General features: G+C 59.1%; 12 protein-coding genes and 2 pseudogenes. 10 read left to right on the top strand and 4 right to left on the bottom strand.

Going from position 1 to position 16,332, the window contains the following annotated elements; all coding sequences use genetic code 11:
- Positions 1-716: 716 nt before the first annotated feature.
- Positions 717-1,591 (bottom strand): annotated as a pseudogene (locus DFS13_RS38865) (transposase); the annotation flags it as partial.
- Positions 1,592-1,922: 331 nt separating this feature from the next.
- Between DFS13_RS38865 and DFS13_RS38860 the strand changes: the two are divergent.
- Positions 1,923-2,432: pseudogene (locus tag DFS13_RS38860) on the top strand (TonB-dependent receptor plug domain-containing protein); the annotation flags it as partial.
- Positions 2,433-2,915: 483 nt separating this feature from the next.
- Here the strand turns inward: DFS13_RS38860 and DFS13_RS38855 are convergent.
- From DFS13_RS38855 to DFS13_RS38845, 3 genes are all read right to left on the bottom strand, one after another.
- Positions 2,916-3,434 (bottom strand): cyclophilin-like fold protein, encoded by a 519-nt coding sequence (locus tag DFS13_RS38855; RefSeq protein ID WP_012431146.1) that lies wholly within the window; start codon positions 3,432-3,434, stop codon positions 2,916-2,918.
- A 7-nt stretch (positions 3,435-3,441) separates the two neighbouring features.
- Positions 3,442-4,572, bottom strand: coding sequence for an MFS transporter (locus DFS13_RS38850; protein WP_021158343.1), 1,131 nt, complete (start codon positions 4,570-4,572; stop codon positions 3,442-3,444).
- Positions 4,573-4,661: 89 nt separating this feature from the next.
- Complete coding sequence (locus DFS13_RS38845; RefSeq protein WP_081712824.1) at positions 4,662-5,813, bottom strand: alpha/beta hydrolase; 1,152 nt, start codon at positions 5,811-5,813, stop codon at positions 4,662-4,664.
- A gap of 142 nt (positions 5,814-5,955) precedes the next feature.
- On the opposite strand from DFS13_RS38845, the gene DFS13_RS38840 reads away from it, so the two are divergent.
- The 9 genes from DFS13_RS38840 to DFS13_RS38800 all read left to right on the top strand — a co-directional run.
- Entirely contained in the window at positions 5,956-6,867 is a 912-nt protein-coding gene (locus DFS13_RS38840) for a LysR family transcriptional regulator (protein ID WP_012431149.1), read from the top strand.
- A gap of 746 nt (positions 6,868-7,613) precedes the next feature.
- Positions 7,614-9,071 (top strand): amidase, encoded by a 1,458-nt coding sequence (locus tag DFS13_RS38835; RefSeq protein WP_202945176.1) that lies wholly within the window; start codon positions 7,614-7,616, stop codon positions 9,069-9,071.
- A 185-nt stretch (positions 9,072-9,256) separates the two neighbouring features.
- The gene (locus tag DFS13_RS38830) at positions 9,257-10,015 is read left to right on the top strand and encodes a DeoR/GlpR family DNA-binding transcription regulator (RefSeq protein ID WP_012431151.1); all 759 of its coding nucleotides are present in this window, start codon (positions 9,257-9,259) and stop codon (positions 10,013-10,015) included.
- A complete protein-coding gene (locus tag DFS13_RS38825) occupies positions 9,993-11,285 on the top strand; it encodes a Zn-dependent hydrolase (RefSeq protein ID WP_012431152.1) in 1,293 nt (430 codons plus the stop codon). The genes DFS13_RS38830 and DFS13_RS38825 overlap by 23 nt, the downstream gene beginning before the upstream one ends.
- Before the next feature lie 10 nt (positions 11,286-11,295).
- Positions 11,296-12,246, top strand: a complete 951-nt coding sequence (locus DFS13_RS38820) for an aminoglycoside phosphotransferase family protein (RefSeq protein WP_012431153.1) — start codon at positions 11,296-11,298, stop codon at positions 12,244-12,246.
- 5 nt (positions 12,247-12,251) lie between these two features.
- Positions 12,252-13,193, top strand: a complete 942-nt coding sequence (locus tag DFS13_RS38815; protein WP_012431154.1) for a choline kinase family protein — start codon at positions 12,252-12,254, stop codon at positions 13,191-13,193.
- 157 nt (positions 13,194-13,350) lie between these two features.
- Complete coding sequence (locus tag DFS13_RS38810; protein WP_012431155.1) at positions 13,351-13,608, top strand: hypothetical protein; 258 nt, start codon at positions 13,351-13,353, stop codon at positions 13,606-13,608.
- A complete protein-coding gene (locus DFS13_RS38805) occupies positions 13,605-15,131 on the top strand; it encodes a sodium:solute symporter (protein WP_012431156.1) in 1,527 nt (508 codons plus the stop codon). Before DFS13_RS38810 ends, DFS13_RS38805 begins: the two co-directional genes overlap by 4 nt.
- Positions 15,132-15,315: 184 nt before the next feature.
- Positions 15,316-16,332 (top strand): aspartate aminotransferase family protein (locus tag DFS13_RS38800; RefSeq protein WP_111442873.1); only part of this gene is annotated, 1,017 nt, incomplete at its 3' end.

Below are 16,332 nucleotides of genomic sequence, written 5' to 3'. Positions count from 1 at the left end.
ATTACGCCGCCCTTGGACTGGCGCCTATGTGCCGCCCCTCAAGTGGCGCCCTTATGCCGACCCCGCATTGGCTCCATAGCGCCGCCCCGTGACAGTGGAACACCACATCAGTTTGAGCAATTGGCGCATTTCATCGGCATAAGCACGGAAATCAGTGCGATTCCGATCCGTCGCGAGTCCAATCGATGAAAGACAAGGCTGTTGCCGGGGGGATTCGGCTGGTTGGAAGGAGCGCGTCGGCCAGATGTCTGCGGTTCAAGCCAAGGCAATCGACCCTCACCGGAACAAAGCAAAAAGCCCGGCCAGCTTGCGCTAACCGGGCTTCAAAATGCTTGGTGGGGCGTGAGTGACTCGAACACTCGACCTACGGATTAAGAGTCCCCTTCGACGCGTCACTTCACATAACTTTGTCTTAAAAATCAACTACTTGAAAATTGTCATCTCACAAGAAAGCGCGGTTACGTCACTACGCCGTTGAACCTTTGTTGAACCCGTTTTGCTGCCGGCCATGGATAATCCACCTGCGGTTTGCCGGCCGGATTGCCGTTGCCGGCTAAGCTAGGGCAATTGAGAGTTTTTGGCCCTGTCCATCGTGTGGTGAATTATCTTGATCTCTTGCAGCGATATGCAGTCGGCAACGATCTACGCCGACATATAGGTCAGCTAGCTGAGCTAACGTCAAGAGTGGTGTATGAGCCGCATCATTACGGTCGATTTCAAGCGGCGAGTTTCTGCTGGACTGGTCGATCGTCTTGCACCGGTTCGCCGTCCTCGAAGGGGGGCCTTCCAGCAATTGCTTGATCGTTTCCGGTCCGTTGATGCGGCGCCAAGTTTTCTCCGCCTCCTCAATCAGGTTGAATGCAAGACCAAGAAAGGTAGGCCGCGACACGCAGTTACGCATACGCGTCGTTCGATGACGTACCTTCGCGGATGTCGACTCGATCGCGTTGGTCGTCCGCAAATGCTGCCAGTCCTCAGCGGGGAGGTCGTAGAACGCCAACAGGCTCTCGCGATCCATTTTCAGCGTCTCGGTTGCCTTCGGATATTTCGCTGAATGGATCGACACGAAAGGGGCGAAAGCGGCGTACGCGTCGGCTCGTGTGGCAGCCATCCAGATCGTCTACATGTCCGCCTTTGCGCGTGCCCAGAAGCCCATTGCACTATCGCCGACGGCCAGTCGTGGACCCGCTTGCAAGCCCCGCGCTTCAGATCAAGCAGCGGCTCAAGCCATGATGCCTTTGTTTCCCGATACCCGTCACCGATTGCCCCGCGCTCTTTACGCCAATCCCCTCACGCCGATGATCACTAGCATGAATTGGTCATCGGAGTTCTCGCTGCGCAGCCCGGGGTGTATACCGTCGACCCGCCAATAGACGTAGTACGACTTCGACAGATCACGCCGGCTCCACGTGGCATGCTCCTCGGCCCTACGCCTTCAGCCGACTCACGACACTCCCCGACAAGCCCTTCGCGTCAGCAGCACACGCAGCGCTTCGCCCATATTGCCCGCCGAGCGGCCCTTAAGACACAGACACAGCCACGGCAGCGCCGCGCTAACACGGGGCGATTTCCTGACGTACGGCGGGACGATCTATGAATTGAACACGAGAGCTAACAAGCCCGACATCAGGATATATCGTTCGATAATGGCAATAGCTCCGATCAATAGCGGGCTAGAGTGCCAGGCCACCATAGGCGGTGGGATAGGGCTGACCGTTTTTGCTCGACGCGACCGTTCGGCGCCAACCCTCCCGGATACAACACCTTTGCGACGAAAGTTGTTTACACGATTGTAAAGGAAACATTACACTTCGCTTCTAAAAGTAAATGAGGATGCTTCTCATTTACTGGATTAAGACGATCCATTTCGCATCCGTGTGCCCCATGCAACGTGGGGATCATCCATCTTCAAGACCGCCACCATGCCCGCTCTGTTCAACACGCGGACGCGCCTGCTCGCGTCCGTCGGCGCCCTCTATTGCGCAAGTTTTCTCTCCCCCTCGCAAGCGTTCGCGCAGGCCGCGCCTGTGCAGGAGTCGGGCGATTCCTCGCCGCAAACATTGCCTGCCGTAACCGTGAATGCGACTGCGGTCCAATCGGATATGCAGGTTAAGGCGCTACCGTCTTATAAATTCACCGCGCCGTTGCTGGACACGCCACGTTCGATCACGGTCATCCCCGAAGAACTGATCAGGCAAACCAACGCAACAACCTTCGCGGACGCGCTCAAGACCGTTCCTGGTATCACCTTTCTGGGCGGCGATGCGGCGGCGAACCCGTCGGCAGATCGACCGGTGATCCGCGGCTTCGAATCGCGCAATTCGATCTTTGTGGATGGCATTCGGGACTCCGGCGTCCAGAATCGCGAGACCTTCGACATCGAGAACATCACGGTCATCAAGGGCCCGGATTCGGTTTATGCCGGCCGCGGCGCGGTGGGCGGTTCGATCGACATCGAAACCAAGATGCCGAAGAACGAGAACTTCATCACGGGCAGTGCCGGCATCGGTACTGACGCATATAAGCGCCTGACGCTCGACGTCAACCAGAAGTTCGCAGGCGATAACGCATTTCGTTTCAATGCGATGGGCTTCGATGCGAATCAGGCGGGGCGCAACAACGTCTACAGCAAGCGGTGGGGCGTCGCGCCGTCCGTCGCGTTCGGCCTGAACAGCCCGACGACGGTCACGCTCAGCTACTACGATGATTCTATGCCGACGCGGCGGCGCTCGATCGGCGCGCGTCGACCCATTGGCGAGCTTCGATCACCACAACTCTGTGGCCGCGTCAAAGCGGAGAAGCTGTCATTCGCTGACGTTCTGGGAATCCGCGGCGTCACCGCTCTTTCATCACGAACGCGGGGCGAGTTCCGCAAGCCAGCCTTGAGGCTGCTGGGGGGAATTGGCAGAGCCCGATTAGTCCCTGGAAAACGTAACTCGTACATTGCGGTCGCCGAGCGTTTGGGCAAGGCTAGTGGGATCGTCCACGCGACCAATGCGGGTGTACGAATAGGACGAGTCGAAGGTCTGATAAAAAACGACCAGGGTCCTTGACCCGTACAGCATCAGGTCGCCGTTACGAATCGTCCCTGGGCGGCTGGCGTTTATCGGCAACGATTTGGATACCTCGCCATGCTTCTCGTTGCCATTGAGTTCCGCCATATCCAGCGTCAGGGGTAGCAGCCCTGCGAGCGCGCGGGCGGCGGCGTTGTCAGCCAGCGTAATGGCGAAACGATGTTCGCCGATTGTCATCCACATACGTGATTCCTCCGGTTTCAGGGACGCCGCACTGGCATCCGCAGCAGTAACGGCGAGTGAGCCCGAAACCGACTGCTGGCCGGCTTCGCCGCTGCTGCTAAAAATGAATAACCCGAGCACCAGGCTCAGTCCACGCAGGCTCCACCCCTTTCGATTTCGTCGATGTTCGATCTTCATTGCATACTCAAGCGGTGTGGGACGTCAGCGAGCGTGAGGTCAGGAAGGTCAGGAAGGCCGCGAGCAGCAGCACGACGGCACTTGCCACGAAGGTACTCCGGTAGCCGCTGGTGTCGAACAGCAGACCGCCCACCGTCGAACCCAGGGCGATGGACAACTGGATTACGGCCACCATCAGCCCGCCGCCCGCTTCGGCGCTCTGCGGCATGGCTTCGGCGATCCAGCTCCACCAGCCGACGGGTGCTGCTGTCGCTATCAGACCCCACACGCCAAGCAACGCCCCAACGTCCGCGATCGAAGCTCCGAGGGGGATCAATGCCAGGGCGATCAGCGCCATCAGAACCGGAATGACGATCAGGGTCCTGTACAGACCGAGCTTGAGGACCGCCCCGATGAGCGCGGTGCCGATGAAGCCTGCCACCCCGATCACGAGCAGGATGAGCGACAGCGTGGACACGCCGACATGCGTCACCGTTTCAAGGAACGGCCGCACGTAGGTGAACAAGGCGAACTGCCCCATGAAGAAAGCGCCACAGGCGGCCATGCCGAGCGCGACGGAGCGGCTCCTGAGCAACCTGAACACGTTGGGGGAGCCGGCTGCGCGGGCCTCGGGCTGCATCGAAGGCAGGCTGACCCATTGCCAGACCAGCGTGACCGCCGCCACCGGCGCCAGACAGAAGAAGGCACCGCGCCAGCCCATGACCAAGCCCAGATAGCTGCCCAGCGGCGCGGCAATCACCGTGGCCAGCGCGTTGCCACCGTTGAAGATCGCCAGCGCGCGCGGCACCTGATGGGCTGGCACCAGCCGCATGGCCGTCGCGGCCGACATGGACCAGAAACCGCCGATGACCACGCCGATGAGCGCACGGCCTGCCATATACGCCGGATAGTTCGATGCCAGCGCGATCACGGCACCGGAGACGGCCATCAGTGCCGTCAATCCCAGCAGCAGGGTCTTCCGGTTCAGGCTGCCGGCCAGCGCGGAGATTGACAGGCTGGTCAGTACAGCGAACGCCCCGGAGATCGCAATGCCCTGCCCGGCCATTCCCTCGGTGACATGGAGGTCGTTCGCCATGGACGTCAGCAGGCTGACAGGCATGAACTCGGAAGCGATCAGCGCGAACACGCACAGCGACATCGCGAATACGCCGCTCCAACAGCCGGCCCGTTCGCTCGTCGTATCCGCGGAGAAGTTGCCTTGATCTCGGGCCTCACAGGGTCGTGCCGTCATGAAGTTACCGTCTGCGCCAGATGCCTGCTGAAGAAGGACGTGAGCTTGTCCCAGGGAATGAGGTCCACGCGGTCGTAGAGATCGACATGGCCGGCGCCCGCCACCCAGACCAGTTCCTTCGGCTCGGCGGCGCGCCGGTAGGCGTCCTCGCTGAACTCCCTGGAATGCGCCTGGTCACCGCTGATGAACAGCAGCGGGCGCGGCGAGATCGCCTCGATGTCGTTGAACGGGTAGAAGTTCATGAACTTCACGTTGCTGGTCAGCGTCGGACGCGTGGTGGTCTGCGGCGACACGCCCTTCGGCGTGAACTCGCCGCGCGGAGTGCGGTAGAAGTCGTAGAACTCGCGCTGCACGGGATCGGTATGGGCGTCCAGTTTCAGCACCGTCCCACCGGTGTACCGTGTCGTTCCGCCGGTGAACTCCACATACCGCTGCTGCGCTGCCTCCGCGATGATCTGCTTGCGCTGCTCGAGCGTCAGCGAGTGGTTCAGGGCGTCACGGTTGGCCGCCCCCATGTCGTACATGCTGACTGTTGCAATGGCTTTCATGCGCGGGTCGATCTTCGCCGCGCTGATGACGAAGCTGCCGCTGCCACAGATACCGAGAACGCCAATGCGCTCGCGATCCACGAACGGTTGCGTACCGAGGTAGTCCACCGCCGCGCTGAATGCCTCGGCATAGATGTCCGGTGCGACGGCGTTGCGCGGCTGGCCCTCGCTCTCTCCCCAGAACGACTGGTCGATCGCCAGGGTGACGAAGCCCTGTTCGGCCAGCTTTTGCGCGTACAGGTTCGAGCTTTGCTCCTTCACCGCGCCCATCGGATGGCCGACGATGATCGCGGGATGCCTGACGTTCCGGTCGAACCCGTTTGGAACAAACAGATTGCCTGCGACCTGCATCCTGTACTGGTTGTCGAAGGAGACTGTCTGCAAGGTCACCTTGTCGCTCCGGTAAAAATTGTCTGCGCCATTGGACATATCGGGGCTCGCTTTCGTATTTGCAGCAAAGGCGATGTTGCCAGTGATAGACAGAACGCTCAGTGCGGTGAGGGTGGTTCCAGCCACTTTCAGAAAGCCGCGTCGATCCGTTACCTGGCTGCGCGTGGGATCTGCAGCTTCTTTTTCCGCACAGTTGAATGGCTTGCTCATGTTCGGGGCGTTCACTTTCAGATAGATGCCGCATTGGCGGTCATATGCTGAATCTTCCTTCAGGACGGTGCGCCCGACTAGCTAATGAATTCTTAAAGAGGATATAAGATCGGCTAATTAATCACCTCTGAGGATGGCCCTCATGGTCAGACGTAACCTCAACGATCTCCTGTATTTCGTGACAGTGGCGCGGGAAGGCAGCTTCACGCGTGCCGCTGCTTTGCTGGGCGTGACCCAGTCGGCACTCAGTCAGGCCATCGCCGGCCTGGAGGCAAGGCTTGAGATCCGGCTGCTGACGCGAACCACCCGCAGTGTGTCGGCCACGGCTGCGGGCGAACGTCTGTTGAAGGCCATCGGCCATCGCTTCGAGGAAATCGAAGCCGAACTGGATGAGCTGACGCAGATGCGGAACAAGCCAGCCGGCACGGTGCGGATTACCTGCGGTGAGCATGTCCTGCGGACAACGTTGCTGCCCAAGCTCAAGCCGCTATTGCGCGACTATCCCGATATCAATGTCGAGTTCGATGTCAACTACGGGTTCAGGGACATCGTGGCCGATCGCTTCGACGCGGGTGTGCGCCTGGGGGACACCATCGACAAGGACATGATTGCGGTGCCCATCGGGCCGCCGGTGCGCATGGCTGTTGTGGCGTCGCCGGCATACTTCGCTGCCCGCCCGGTTCCCAAAACGCCGCGTGACCTGTTGAGCCACAATTGCATCAACCAGCGCATGCAGACGGCAGGTGGGTTGTACGTCTGGGATTTCGAGCGCCGGGGCAAGAGGCAGAATGTGCGGGTCAACGGACAGCTCATCTTTAACACGTCGCCCGGCATGGTGGACGCCGCGTTGGCGGGATTGGGCATCGCCTTCCTCCCCGAGGATGAATTCGCGCCGCACATCAAGGAAGGCCGTCTGGTGCGCGTCCTGAACGAGTGGTGCGCTTCCTTTCCCGGCTATTACCTGTATTACCCAAGCCGGCGTCAGCCTTCTCCGGCGTTTTCGCTGGTTGCCAACGCGCTGCGTGTGACGGGTACCACGGCTCCCGGACAATGACGAATCCATGAGCATCGGGTCAGCAGATAGCCGAATCAGGCGTCGGTCGTCAATTCTTCAGTTGATGTGGAGAAAAAAGGGCTCCAATGCGCGCACCGGAGCCCTCAAAACACACATCGCGGCGCGGGAAATGCCTGCCGCTCAATAACTTTATTGGGTTGCTCCAGGTGAGGCAATGATCGACGCAGTTGCCCTGGCAACTGTTGGTTGCCACTCGGGTGCACGTCGTAAGGAGTCCCCAGCTGATTATCGAATGATGAATGGCTTACGACGCAGCTCGTGCGCTATTTTGAGGCTCTTTCATCGTTTTCATACTCAGCCCTGCGGTACGGATCCCGGATCCCAGACTTTACCCGCGCTTTCGAAGGCCACGCCCGTCATAGCAACGCCGGTCGTTCGTGGACGACAGCTACACAATTCCGCTCCCTCTTGATCTTGAGCGCCATAAGCCTGCCCACGAACAGTTTCGGCCGCGCGTCAGGTCGCTGCGTCCATGATGGAGGGCCGCCTCCCGGACACAGCTTCAGAACCCCTCCTGGGGACAAATCTCTCCGGTAACTCGCGCGGACTGGTTGGCTCATGCCACTGGCCGTCGATCGACGTCAAGAGCGACCAGGGTGAGATCTGCGGCTGTACGTCGAATCTATGCACCAAACCAAAACCAACAAAACCAACAATCACAACATTCCCAACAAATTTTTCTTGACGCGGATTTTTGGCTTGCCTGTAATGGAATCGCCCTATCAATGCTGATGACGACGCCCCATTCCGCCATGAATCCGCAAGTAAACAAGAACTTAATGCCGACCGTCGCCGACGCGGCCGCATCGATACGATGCGGCGAACTGACGCCGGTTGAGCTCGTTCAGCGCTGTCTGGATTCGATCAAAACCCACAATCCAACATTGCATGCGTTCGGTGACGTCTATGCGGAAGAGGCGCTTCGCTACGCGGAAACCCTCACGCGCGAGGCTAAAGAGAACCGGACGCGTGGAGGCCTGCACGGCGTCCCGTTCGCAATCAAGGACCTGTTTGCCACCGCAGGGCTGCGCACTACGCGAGGCTCGTTGACCGCTATGAACTGGGTACCGCAGGAAGATGCTCCCGTTATCAGGCGGCTCAAGGAAGCGGGGGCAATCCTGCTCGGAAAAGCTGCGACGACCGAGTTTGGCTGGAGTGGGGCGAGCTATTCGCGGGTTTTTGGTAATGGCTGCAATCCGTGGGATGCGCGCCTCACAAGTGGGGGGTCGAGTTCCGGTTCGGCTATCTCGGTTGCTGCGCGCATGGTCCCTGCATCACTCGGCTCGGACGGAGGGGGATCGGTCAGAATCCCCAGCGCGTTTTGTGGCGTATTCGCGATGAAGGGGTCCCACGGTCGCATCCCAACGTGGCCCTGGTCGGCGACAGAAATGCTGAGCCACGCGGGTCCCATCACCCGGACCGTACGTGACAGCGCGCTGCTTTTTGACGTTCTTGCCGGGCCCGATTCGCGTGATCACCAGGCGTTGCCTGCAGCGACCGGATCGTATCTCGCACGCTGCGAAGAGCCGTTGAAGCGGGTACGCGTCGCGTTCTGTCCAACGCTATTTGGTGTCGATGTTGATCCGGAAATATCGCGTGTCGTCGGCGCAGCTGTTGAGCGAATTGCACGTGCGCTCCCGATCGACCTGGAAATGCCGGTGCTCGGCTGGCATGATCCGCTCCCCACGTTCGAAACGCTTTGGGTCGCCGGGCGCGGTATCGTGTATGGCCAGACCTTGAAAAACTGTGCGGACCAGCTCGACCCCGGGTTCGCCAGGCTGATAGGCCGGGCATCAGATTACAGTCTCGAGGACTATCTCACTGCAATCCAGCGGCGAGCGACGTTCGCCTGCCAGGTTCATGCGCTGTTCGACACGTACGATTTCCTGCTGACGCCAACGCTGCCAATCCTTCCGTTCGACGCGGATCTCATCGCTCCGCCTGAACTCGATACGCATGACAGTGCGTTGCCCTGGGCGTGTTGGACGCCCTTCACGTACCCGTTCAATCTATCCGGTAATCCGGCCGCGAGCCTGCCGTGCGGCTGGAGCGACACGGGTTTGCCAGTTGGATTGCAGGTCGTGGGTCCGCGTTTCGCAGACGCAGATGTGCTGCAGTTCTGCTCCGCCATCGAAGCAATCATGCCATGGGCGCATCGGCTACCCCCGATGCTCGGCGTCTGAGGCCCACCATGCTACGTTGCCAACGCTTCGTGGTTCACGATCGATCAGTGAGATGGGTCACTTCGGCGCCCGACGCCCGTGATGTGACGGTCGCGCATCGCGCACATCGTGATGGGCGTACCTCACGCAGGGCACGACGGTCTCGCTACACTGCTAGGACTCTAGTCACCGGGATCGACCACTTCATGCTCACTCAGCCACGTATTCAGGAAATCCTGCGCTTGCTGGACGCGCAGCAGCGCGTGAAAGCATCTGATCTGGCAGCACTTTTACTGGTTTCCGAAGAAACCATTCGACGGGATTTCAAATATCTTGAGTCGATCGGCAAACTCCGCCGGATTCACGGCGGCGCGATTGCGCCAAGGAGCAGCGAGGAGCAGCCGCTGCAGGTGCGCAGCCGACTTCAGACAAAGGCGAAGACCCAGATCGCCACGTGTGCGGCAGGATTTGTCCAGGAGGGTATGGCAATTTTTCTTGATACCGGCACGACGACATTTGCGATGGCGCAGGCGTTGACGAGATTCAGCCGGTTACGGATTGTCACGAACTCACTGGATATCGCACAACTCGTCGCGCAGCAAAGCGACAACCATGTGGTCGTCACGCCTGGTGATGTTCGCCGTAACGACAATGCGCTGATTGGTCCTCATACGCTCGAATTTTCCCGGCAGTTCCACTACGACATCGCGTTCATGGGAATCGGCGGCATCGACCTGGAACTCGGTTTCATGGATTACGAGGAACCCGAGGCAGTGTTGAGGCGGACGCTCGCCAGGCATTGCGTACGAAGCGTGATTCTCGCCGACTACGGCAAGTTTGGCCATCGCACGTTCATCAACACCCTGCCATTCAGCGCAGTCACGACTCTTGTCACGAATCTCCCGCCACCAGGAGACTATCGTCAACGTATGGAACAGGAACATGTCGACATACTCTATCCCTAGCTCTCCAATCGCAGTCAACTTGCCTGATGCCGATGCAATAAGTGAGTTCGATGCGCTGTTTCGAGCCACCTCGGCGATCGGCGTAACCAGCGCGGGAGGTCTGCATCGACTTGCCGCATCTGAGGAAGATGGCCGTGTACGCGACCTGCTGCGCGACTGGTTAGTCCGCCATGGCTTCCATGTGCAAGTCGATCGCGTCGGCAACCTGTTCGGTCTCGTCACGTTCGACCCGTCAGCGCCCTACGTGCTGTGCGGCTCGCATCTTGATAGTCAGCCGAGTGCGGGACGTTTCGACGGGGTCTACGGCGTGCTTGCCGGTGCAGTCGCAATTGCCGGCATTGCAAGACGGCTACGGGAACGTGGCGTTCGCCCTCCATGCAATCTCGCTGTCGTCGACTGGACAAACGAAGAAGGCGCCCGCTTCCAGCCCAGCCTGACGGGCAGCAGCGTATTCACTGGCGCGTTATCGGTTGACGACGCGCTCGCCTGTACCGATGCACAGGGCATCACGTTGTGCCAGGCGCTCGAGCGCATCGGCTACCTCGGCGAAGAGATGCTCGACATCCCGGTCGCCGCATACGTGGAAACGCATGTCGAGCAGGGCGAAAGACTCGAGCGGGAGCAGATCTCAATCGGCGTAGTGAGGGAAACCTGGGCGGCCCTAAAGCTGCGCGTGCGCTTTGACGGCGAACAAAGCCACACGGGTCCTACGCCGATGGACCAGCGGCGGGACGCGCTACGGGCCGCTGCACGCGCGATTTCGGCCGTGTACTCGGAAGTCGGGAAGCACGGCGACCAGATGCATGGTTCGGTGGGACGTCTCGACGTTTATCCAAATTCGCCAAACGTGGTGCCATCGAAGGCGACGCTCTACGTCGAATTCCGCTCCCTGTCCACAGATAGACTCGAGGACGTCGGCAAACGCTTTGCCCAGATACTCGACGACATCGCTGCGCAGACCGGCACGCATGTCGAAGTGGAGAGCCGTCAGCTACGCGCGCCGGTTGCGCTCGATAGCAGGTTGGCACAGTGCGCACACGACGTTTGCAGATCGCTCGGGCTGCGGTCCGTCGACAGCGTGACGGTCGCCGGGCACGACGCGATCAGTCTAAGTCGAACGGTTCCCTCCTGTCTGCTCTTCATACCGAGCCATCGCGGCATCGCTCATAACGAAGCTGAGTTCACGGAAGAGGCAGATCTGCACAATGGCCTGCGCGCGCTAAGTGCGCTGTTGGAAACGCTCTGCGTGACAACGCAGAACAGTCGGTGAGGGTTGGGAAATGAAAACCTCCTCCGAACAGGCACGCCTGATCGAGGCACTCGCCGATACGGACCTGACTGCGCTCGAGTATAGCTGCAGCGGACTTGGCGGTGTCGCGTCGCCGATGCGCCTCCGGACCGAATGGGCGGGATTTCTCGTTCAAACAGGCGACGGCGAGAAACGATACGCGAAAGTGCTGTACGACGATATGCGTCCGCTGATCGATGTGGAGCAGACCGTACTCGCCAGCCGGGCGGCAGCGTTGACCGGTGTCACGCCAGCTCTCTATCTGGCCGATGTCGAGCGCGGTGTGTTGCTATTCGATGCGCTCCCGGACGATGCGTGGCGGTGGGCACGGGTCGACGATCTCACTGCGCCTGACCGACTCGAGCGTTTGTGGGATCTCAAGCGCAAGGTTCATTGCGGACCGGATCCCGGATTTCACCGCTCGTTTGTGGCCGATATTGCCCGCCTGCGCGCACTGTGTGATCGCGACGCCGTCGTTCTGCCGTCAGGTCATGAATGGCTCGACGAGTGCGTCGAAATGGCATCGAGCGCGCTCGAAAGTGGACGCGACACCACCCCTGTCCCGCTACACGGTGACGGTGCAGCTTCAAACGTGATGGTTGGCCCTGACGATACGCTGGCCCTGGTCGACTTTGATCGAGGTGGAACGGGCGATGCCTGGTACGACGTCGCTGTCGTTCTGAATGAGCTTTACCAGTTTGAACCGCAATGGCGTGACGGAATCAGGTTTTGGAGTGGTCAGTGTGAAGAAGCCGACTACGCACGCTGCCGTCTCTATGCGTTTGTTGACGACTGGTACTGGACGTTGTGGGGACTATGGCTTGGCACGACGTCCTCGCGCCGCCTTGAGTTCACCAAGCTTTCTCAATGGACACTACAGCGCTGTCGGCAGACGATTCGGGACCCGCGTTTCGAGGGCTGGCTACGAGCATTCAAAGGATAGGTGAAATGAAAACTCCCGGAGATGCACAGACAACTGATGAATTCAACATCGAGTCCGTCATTCGCCGCGTGCCGGATTGGGCGGAGCGGGCGATCCGCTATTCGCCTGTCAGCGGTGGAATTTCCAACTCGAACTGGCGCGTGGAGGTTGCGAACGGACACGAGAAAACCACGTATTTCCTTAAGGTCCCTGGCATCGGGACGGAAATGTTCATCGATCGCCGCACCGCGCATGAGGCAAGTGTGCGCGCCGCTGAATGTGGTTACGGTGCTCCGGTCTTCTCATTTATGGAAGACTGCGGCGTCGAAATTTTCGAGTTCATGGAGGGATGGCACTCGTCTTCGAATCTCGACTTTCTGAATGGCACGGTACGGCACAACGCGTTACGGGCGCTGAAGGCGTTTAACGACCAGCCATTGCTAACGCAGACGAAAACCGTATTCAACATGATCGACGAGCATGAGGACCAGCGCGGCACACTACGCGCGGCGTGTCCGCTCGATCACGAATGGTTGTGCCGGCAATACGCACGCGCACGGCGGGCGCTCGAGGCATCCGGCGTCGATCTCGCGCCATGCATGAACGATACGCTCGCGGGCAACTTCATGCTCGATGCAGCACATCGAGTCATGCTCGTCGATTTCGAATACGCGTCGAATAACGACCGGTACTACGAGCTTGCGATGTGGTTCGGCGAGATGTTCTTCGATGAGCAGGTGGAGCTGGAACTGATCGAGGAATATTTTGGGCGCGTTGGACCCAGGGAAATTGCACGTGTACAGCTCTACAAAGCGCTGGCTGACCTTAAATGGTCGGCATGGGCGATGGTGCAGCGTTCAGTCTCCAGAATCGATTTTGATTTCTATAAGTACGGGATATGGAAGTACATGCGAGCTCGCACTGTCATGCAGGATATCAGATGGGAAAGCTGGCTAAGGCAGGTATGAGCTTCTCCTGCTGTTCGACGATGGTCAGATCGGCAGGCTGGTAGGTAACAGGATTTGAGGGTAGCAGGACGAAGTCATCACCGGCTAATTACAACTACTGTACTTAGTATTCCTGAATTTATGTGAAGAAAACCTTAACTTTAAGGAGCATCTGAAAGTGAATACGCCAATGCTGTCACCACCGCGGCGCCTGATCCGAGTCGTGTTTGGTATTTATTTCTTCCTGCTACTGCTGATGGCACTGTTTCCGCCGCTCTATCTCAGTGTCAGCGGTAGCACGCTTCTGGTGCTCGGTATACCGCTACCGATTTTTTACTGGATGGTCAATGTGGTTCTGGTCTTACTCGGCGTCTGGGTGCTGTACCTGGTTGAAGGGAAGGTCGGAGATTGCGTGAAAGAAGGAGAGCTGGCATGAACGCGTCGAATGGAGCCGTATTCATAACGTTTGGCACGATTGCCATTTTTCTCGTCGTGATGATCGCGATACTGTATGCGACCAACCGGAGGAGCACGAGTTTCGCGGACTACGCGGTCGGCGGACGTTCCTACGGTCCGTGGTACGTTGCAATGAGTTATACAAATTCCTGGTGGCCGGGGTCAACGTTCACTGCATTCTTTGCCTTGTCCGTCGGCGGCGTGCTCGGCTTCTATGGAATGGTGTACGCCACGCTCGGGGTTACGGTGATGTACCTCATGGCGAATCGCGCATGGTCGTGGGGGTCGCAGTACAACCTGACGACGCAACCAGATTTGCTCGGAATGCGCTACAACAGCCCGGTCGTCAAGCGGATTGCGTCGATCATCGGAATTATCTCCGTGTTTCCGTGGGTCGTGATGGGCATCCAGGCGCTCGGGACGTTGTTCCAGTTCGCCAGCTTCAGCCAGTGGTCCGTTACGACCTGTCTGATCGTGGGCGTTGCCGTTGTTCTCATCCGTCAATACTGGACGGTCAGCATGGGCATGCGCGGGCTCATCATGACCGATATGTTTCAAGGCATCGTCGCGTATGTGGTATGCGCGGTAGTCTGCATATTGCTGTTGATGGGCAACCACGCGCCCTTTTCGAACCTCTCCCAGCTTCCGGCCAGGATGCTCCTGATCCCGGGGGACGCTCGCACGGCATATGGTCCCTGGTACATGTTTAGCCTGATCTTCACAGGCGTGATCGGGTCGATGTGCTGGCCGATGAGCTTCCAGCGGATTTACACGGCGAGCGGTGTACGCGCAGTCAAGAAGGGCACGCTGTTGACGATGTTGCTGGTTGGCGGGTTCTATTGCATCCTGATGCTGTTTGCCGCGACGGCGAGCCACGATCCCAAGGTTGCAGCACATCCGCAGGACGGCTGGTTCGTCGCTCTCGCGGATATCGGCGGCCCGTGGCTGCTTGCGCTCGCAACCGTCATCGTACTCGCAGCCAGTATCGGACACGTGGACGGTTGCGTGCAGGTGTGCGGCACACAATTCGCAAATGACATTGCGACCTGGAATACTCCGCGCTCCGACCGGCAGCTCATGGTGCTGTCGAAGGCCGGAATGGTCGTATTCATTGTTGCTGCTGCCGTGATCGCGTACCTGACATTCGATTACAGTCGACTGCAATTGCTTGCGCAGATCTCGTATCAAGGGATTATCCAGCTGGCAGTGCCGCTTTTCTTCGGGATCTTTTCGAAGCGCGGAAACAAGCAGGGGGCGATTGCCGGCATGCTGGTCGGCATTGCGATCGCAATCGTACTGACGACCATTTATCCGGACGATATTCGGGCACTCGGCTCGCTGACAAGCGGGATCGTCGGGCTCGCCGCGAACTTTATCGTCTTCGTGATTTTTGCGCTCGCGATCAAACAGTCGCCAGAGGAAATTGCCCGGGTGGACCGCTTGTTCTCGAGACAGGTCACGACCGGCGCAAAGGGTCCTGCCTGCGCGCCTGCGCTGCACTGACCCACACCGGCAGTTCCGAATCCACTTCCGCTCGTCGCCGTTCGACAGATCGCCGGCGGAATGGAGCAACTTTTTCTGAATACTCAAGCGGGTCTGACAGGCGGACTCTCGTTCCCGTTCGTCTATCGAGCGCGTGAAACGTCATCCTGATCTCAGACCGCTTTTAAATGTGGAGCAATTAGTCATGGGTACCCGGTCAACCATTATGGACACGAATAGTTTCCGTCCTGAGAACGCGGCAACACTGGATGAATACACCCGCCAACTTACGCAGAAGCGGGAGCAACTGCTGGGGGGTTCCTATCGGTTGTTCTACAGAAAGCCCGTTCATCTCGTACGCGGCCAGCTGCAATATCTTTGGGACGTTCACGGCGATAAGTATCTGGACATGTATAACAACGTCGCCAGCATCGGTCATTGTCACCCGGCCGTCATAGCGTCGGTGCATGAGCAGATGAAGCAGCTGAATACGCATACCCGTTATCTGCACGAGCGAATCCTCGCCTACACGGAGGAACTGCTGACCACGATGCCCTCCGAAATCAGCAGGGCCATGTACATGTGTACGGGCTCAGAGGCAAACGACCTGGCGATGCGGGTTGCACGTGCCTATAGCGGCGGCACGGGAATCATTGTCAGCCGCGAGGCCTACCATGGCACCAGCTACCTGACCTCGGGCGCCTCGCCTGCGTTGGGCAGCGGCCAGCCGATTGACCCGACAACCCGCCTCATCCCAGCGCCGGACCGCTATCGCGTCGACACGCCCGATCTGGGCCTGTGGTTCGCGGCAGAGATGCAAAAGCAGATCGACGACATGGCTGCCCAGGGTATCAGGTTCGCCGGATTTATGGCGGATTCCATCTTTTCGTCGGATGGCGTTTTGCCAGGCCCTGCAGGTTACCTTCAGCCAGCGATTGACGTGGTACATCGCAACGGTGGTATTTTCATCGCGGACGAGGTTCAGCCCGGTTTCGCACGGACAGGCGACGCCTTCTGGGGCTTCGCACGCCATGGCGTCGTTCCCGACGTGGTGACGATGGGCAAGCCAATGGGAAACGGTATCCCCGTGTCCGCCCTGTTCGCGCGGGCGGAGGTGCTTGCCGCCTTTAGGGAAACGCTGATCAATGGACCAACTTCCGAAGTTGCAGGCGAGATGGCTTCAAATTTTCTGGATGACGAAGCGAATCGGCGCTCAATTCAG

The organism is Burkholderia sp. 28_3 (assembly GCF_003253915.1).
Lineage (GTDB): Bacteria > Pseudomonadota > Gammaproteobacteria > Burkholderiales > Burkholderiaceae > Burkholderia > Burkholderia cenocepacia.
This window is presented reverse-complemented; position numbering and strand designations above follow the sequence as displayed.

Bases quoted from the DNA above. Each gene is read 5' to 3' on its own strand.
- DFS13_RS38855 (WP_012431146.1), bottom strand. From the start codon at position 3,434: ATGAAGATCGAACATCGACGAAATCGAAAGGGGTGGAGCCTGCGTGGA.
- DFS13_RS38850 (WP_021158343.1), bottom strand. From the start codon at position 4,572: ATGTCGCTGTGCGTGTTCGCGCTGATCGCTTCCGAGTTCATGCCTGTC.
- DFS13_RS38845 (WP_081712824.1), bottom strand. From the start codon at position 5,813: ATGAGCAAGCCATTCAACTGTGCGGAAAAAGAAGCTGCAGATCCCACG.
- DFS13_RS38840 (WP_012431149.1), top strand. From the start codon at position 5,956: ATGGTCAGACGTAACCTCAACGATCTCCTGTATTTCGTGACAGTGGCG.
- DFS13_RS38835 (WP_202945176.1), top strand. From the start codon at position 7,614: ATGCTGATGACGACGCCCCATTCCGCCATGAATCCGCAAGTAAACAAG.
- DFS13_RS38830 (WP_012431151.1), top strand. From the start codon at position 9,257: ATGCTCACTCAGCCACGTATTCAGGAAATCCTGCGCTTGCTGGACGCG.
- DFS13_RS38825 (WP_012431152.1), top strand. From the start codon at position 9,993: ATGTCGACATACTCTATCCCTAGCTCTCCAATCGCAGTCAACTTGCCT.
- DFS13_RS38820 (WP_012431153.1), top strand. From the start codon at position 11,296: ATGAAAACCTCCTCCGAACAGGCACGCCTGATCGAGGCACTCGCCGAT.
- DFS13_RS38815 (WP_012431154.1), top strand. From the start codon at position 12,252: ATGAAAACTCCCGGAGATGCACAGACAACTGATGAATTCAACATCGAG.
- DFS13_RS38805 (WP_012431156.1), top strand. From the start codon at position 13,605: ATGAACGCGTCGAATGGAGCCGTATTCATAACGTTTGGCACGATTGCC.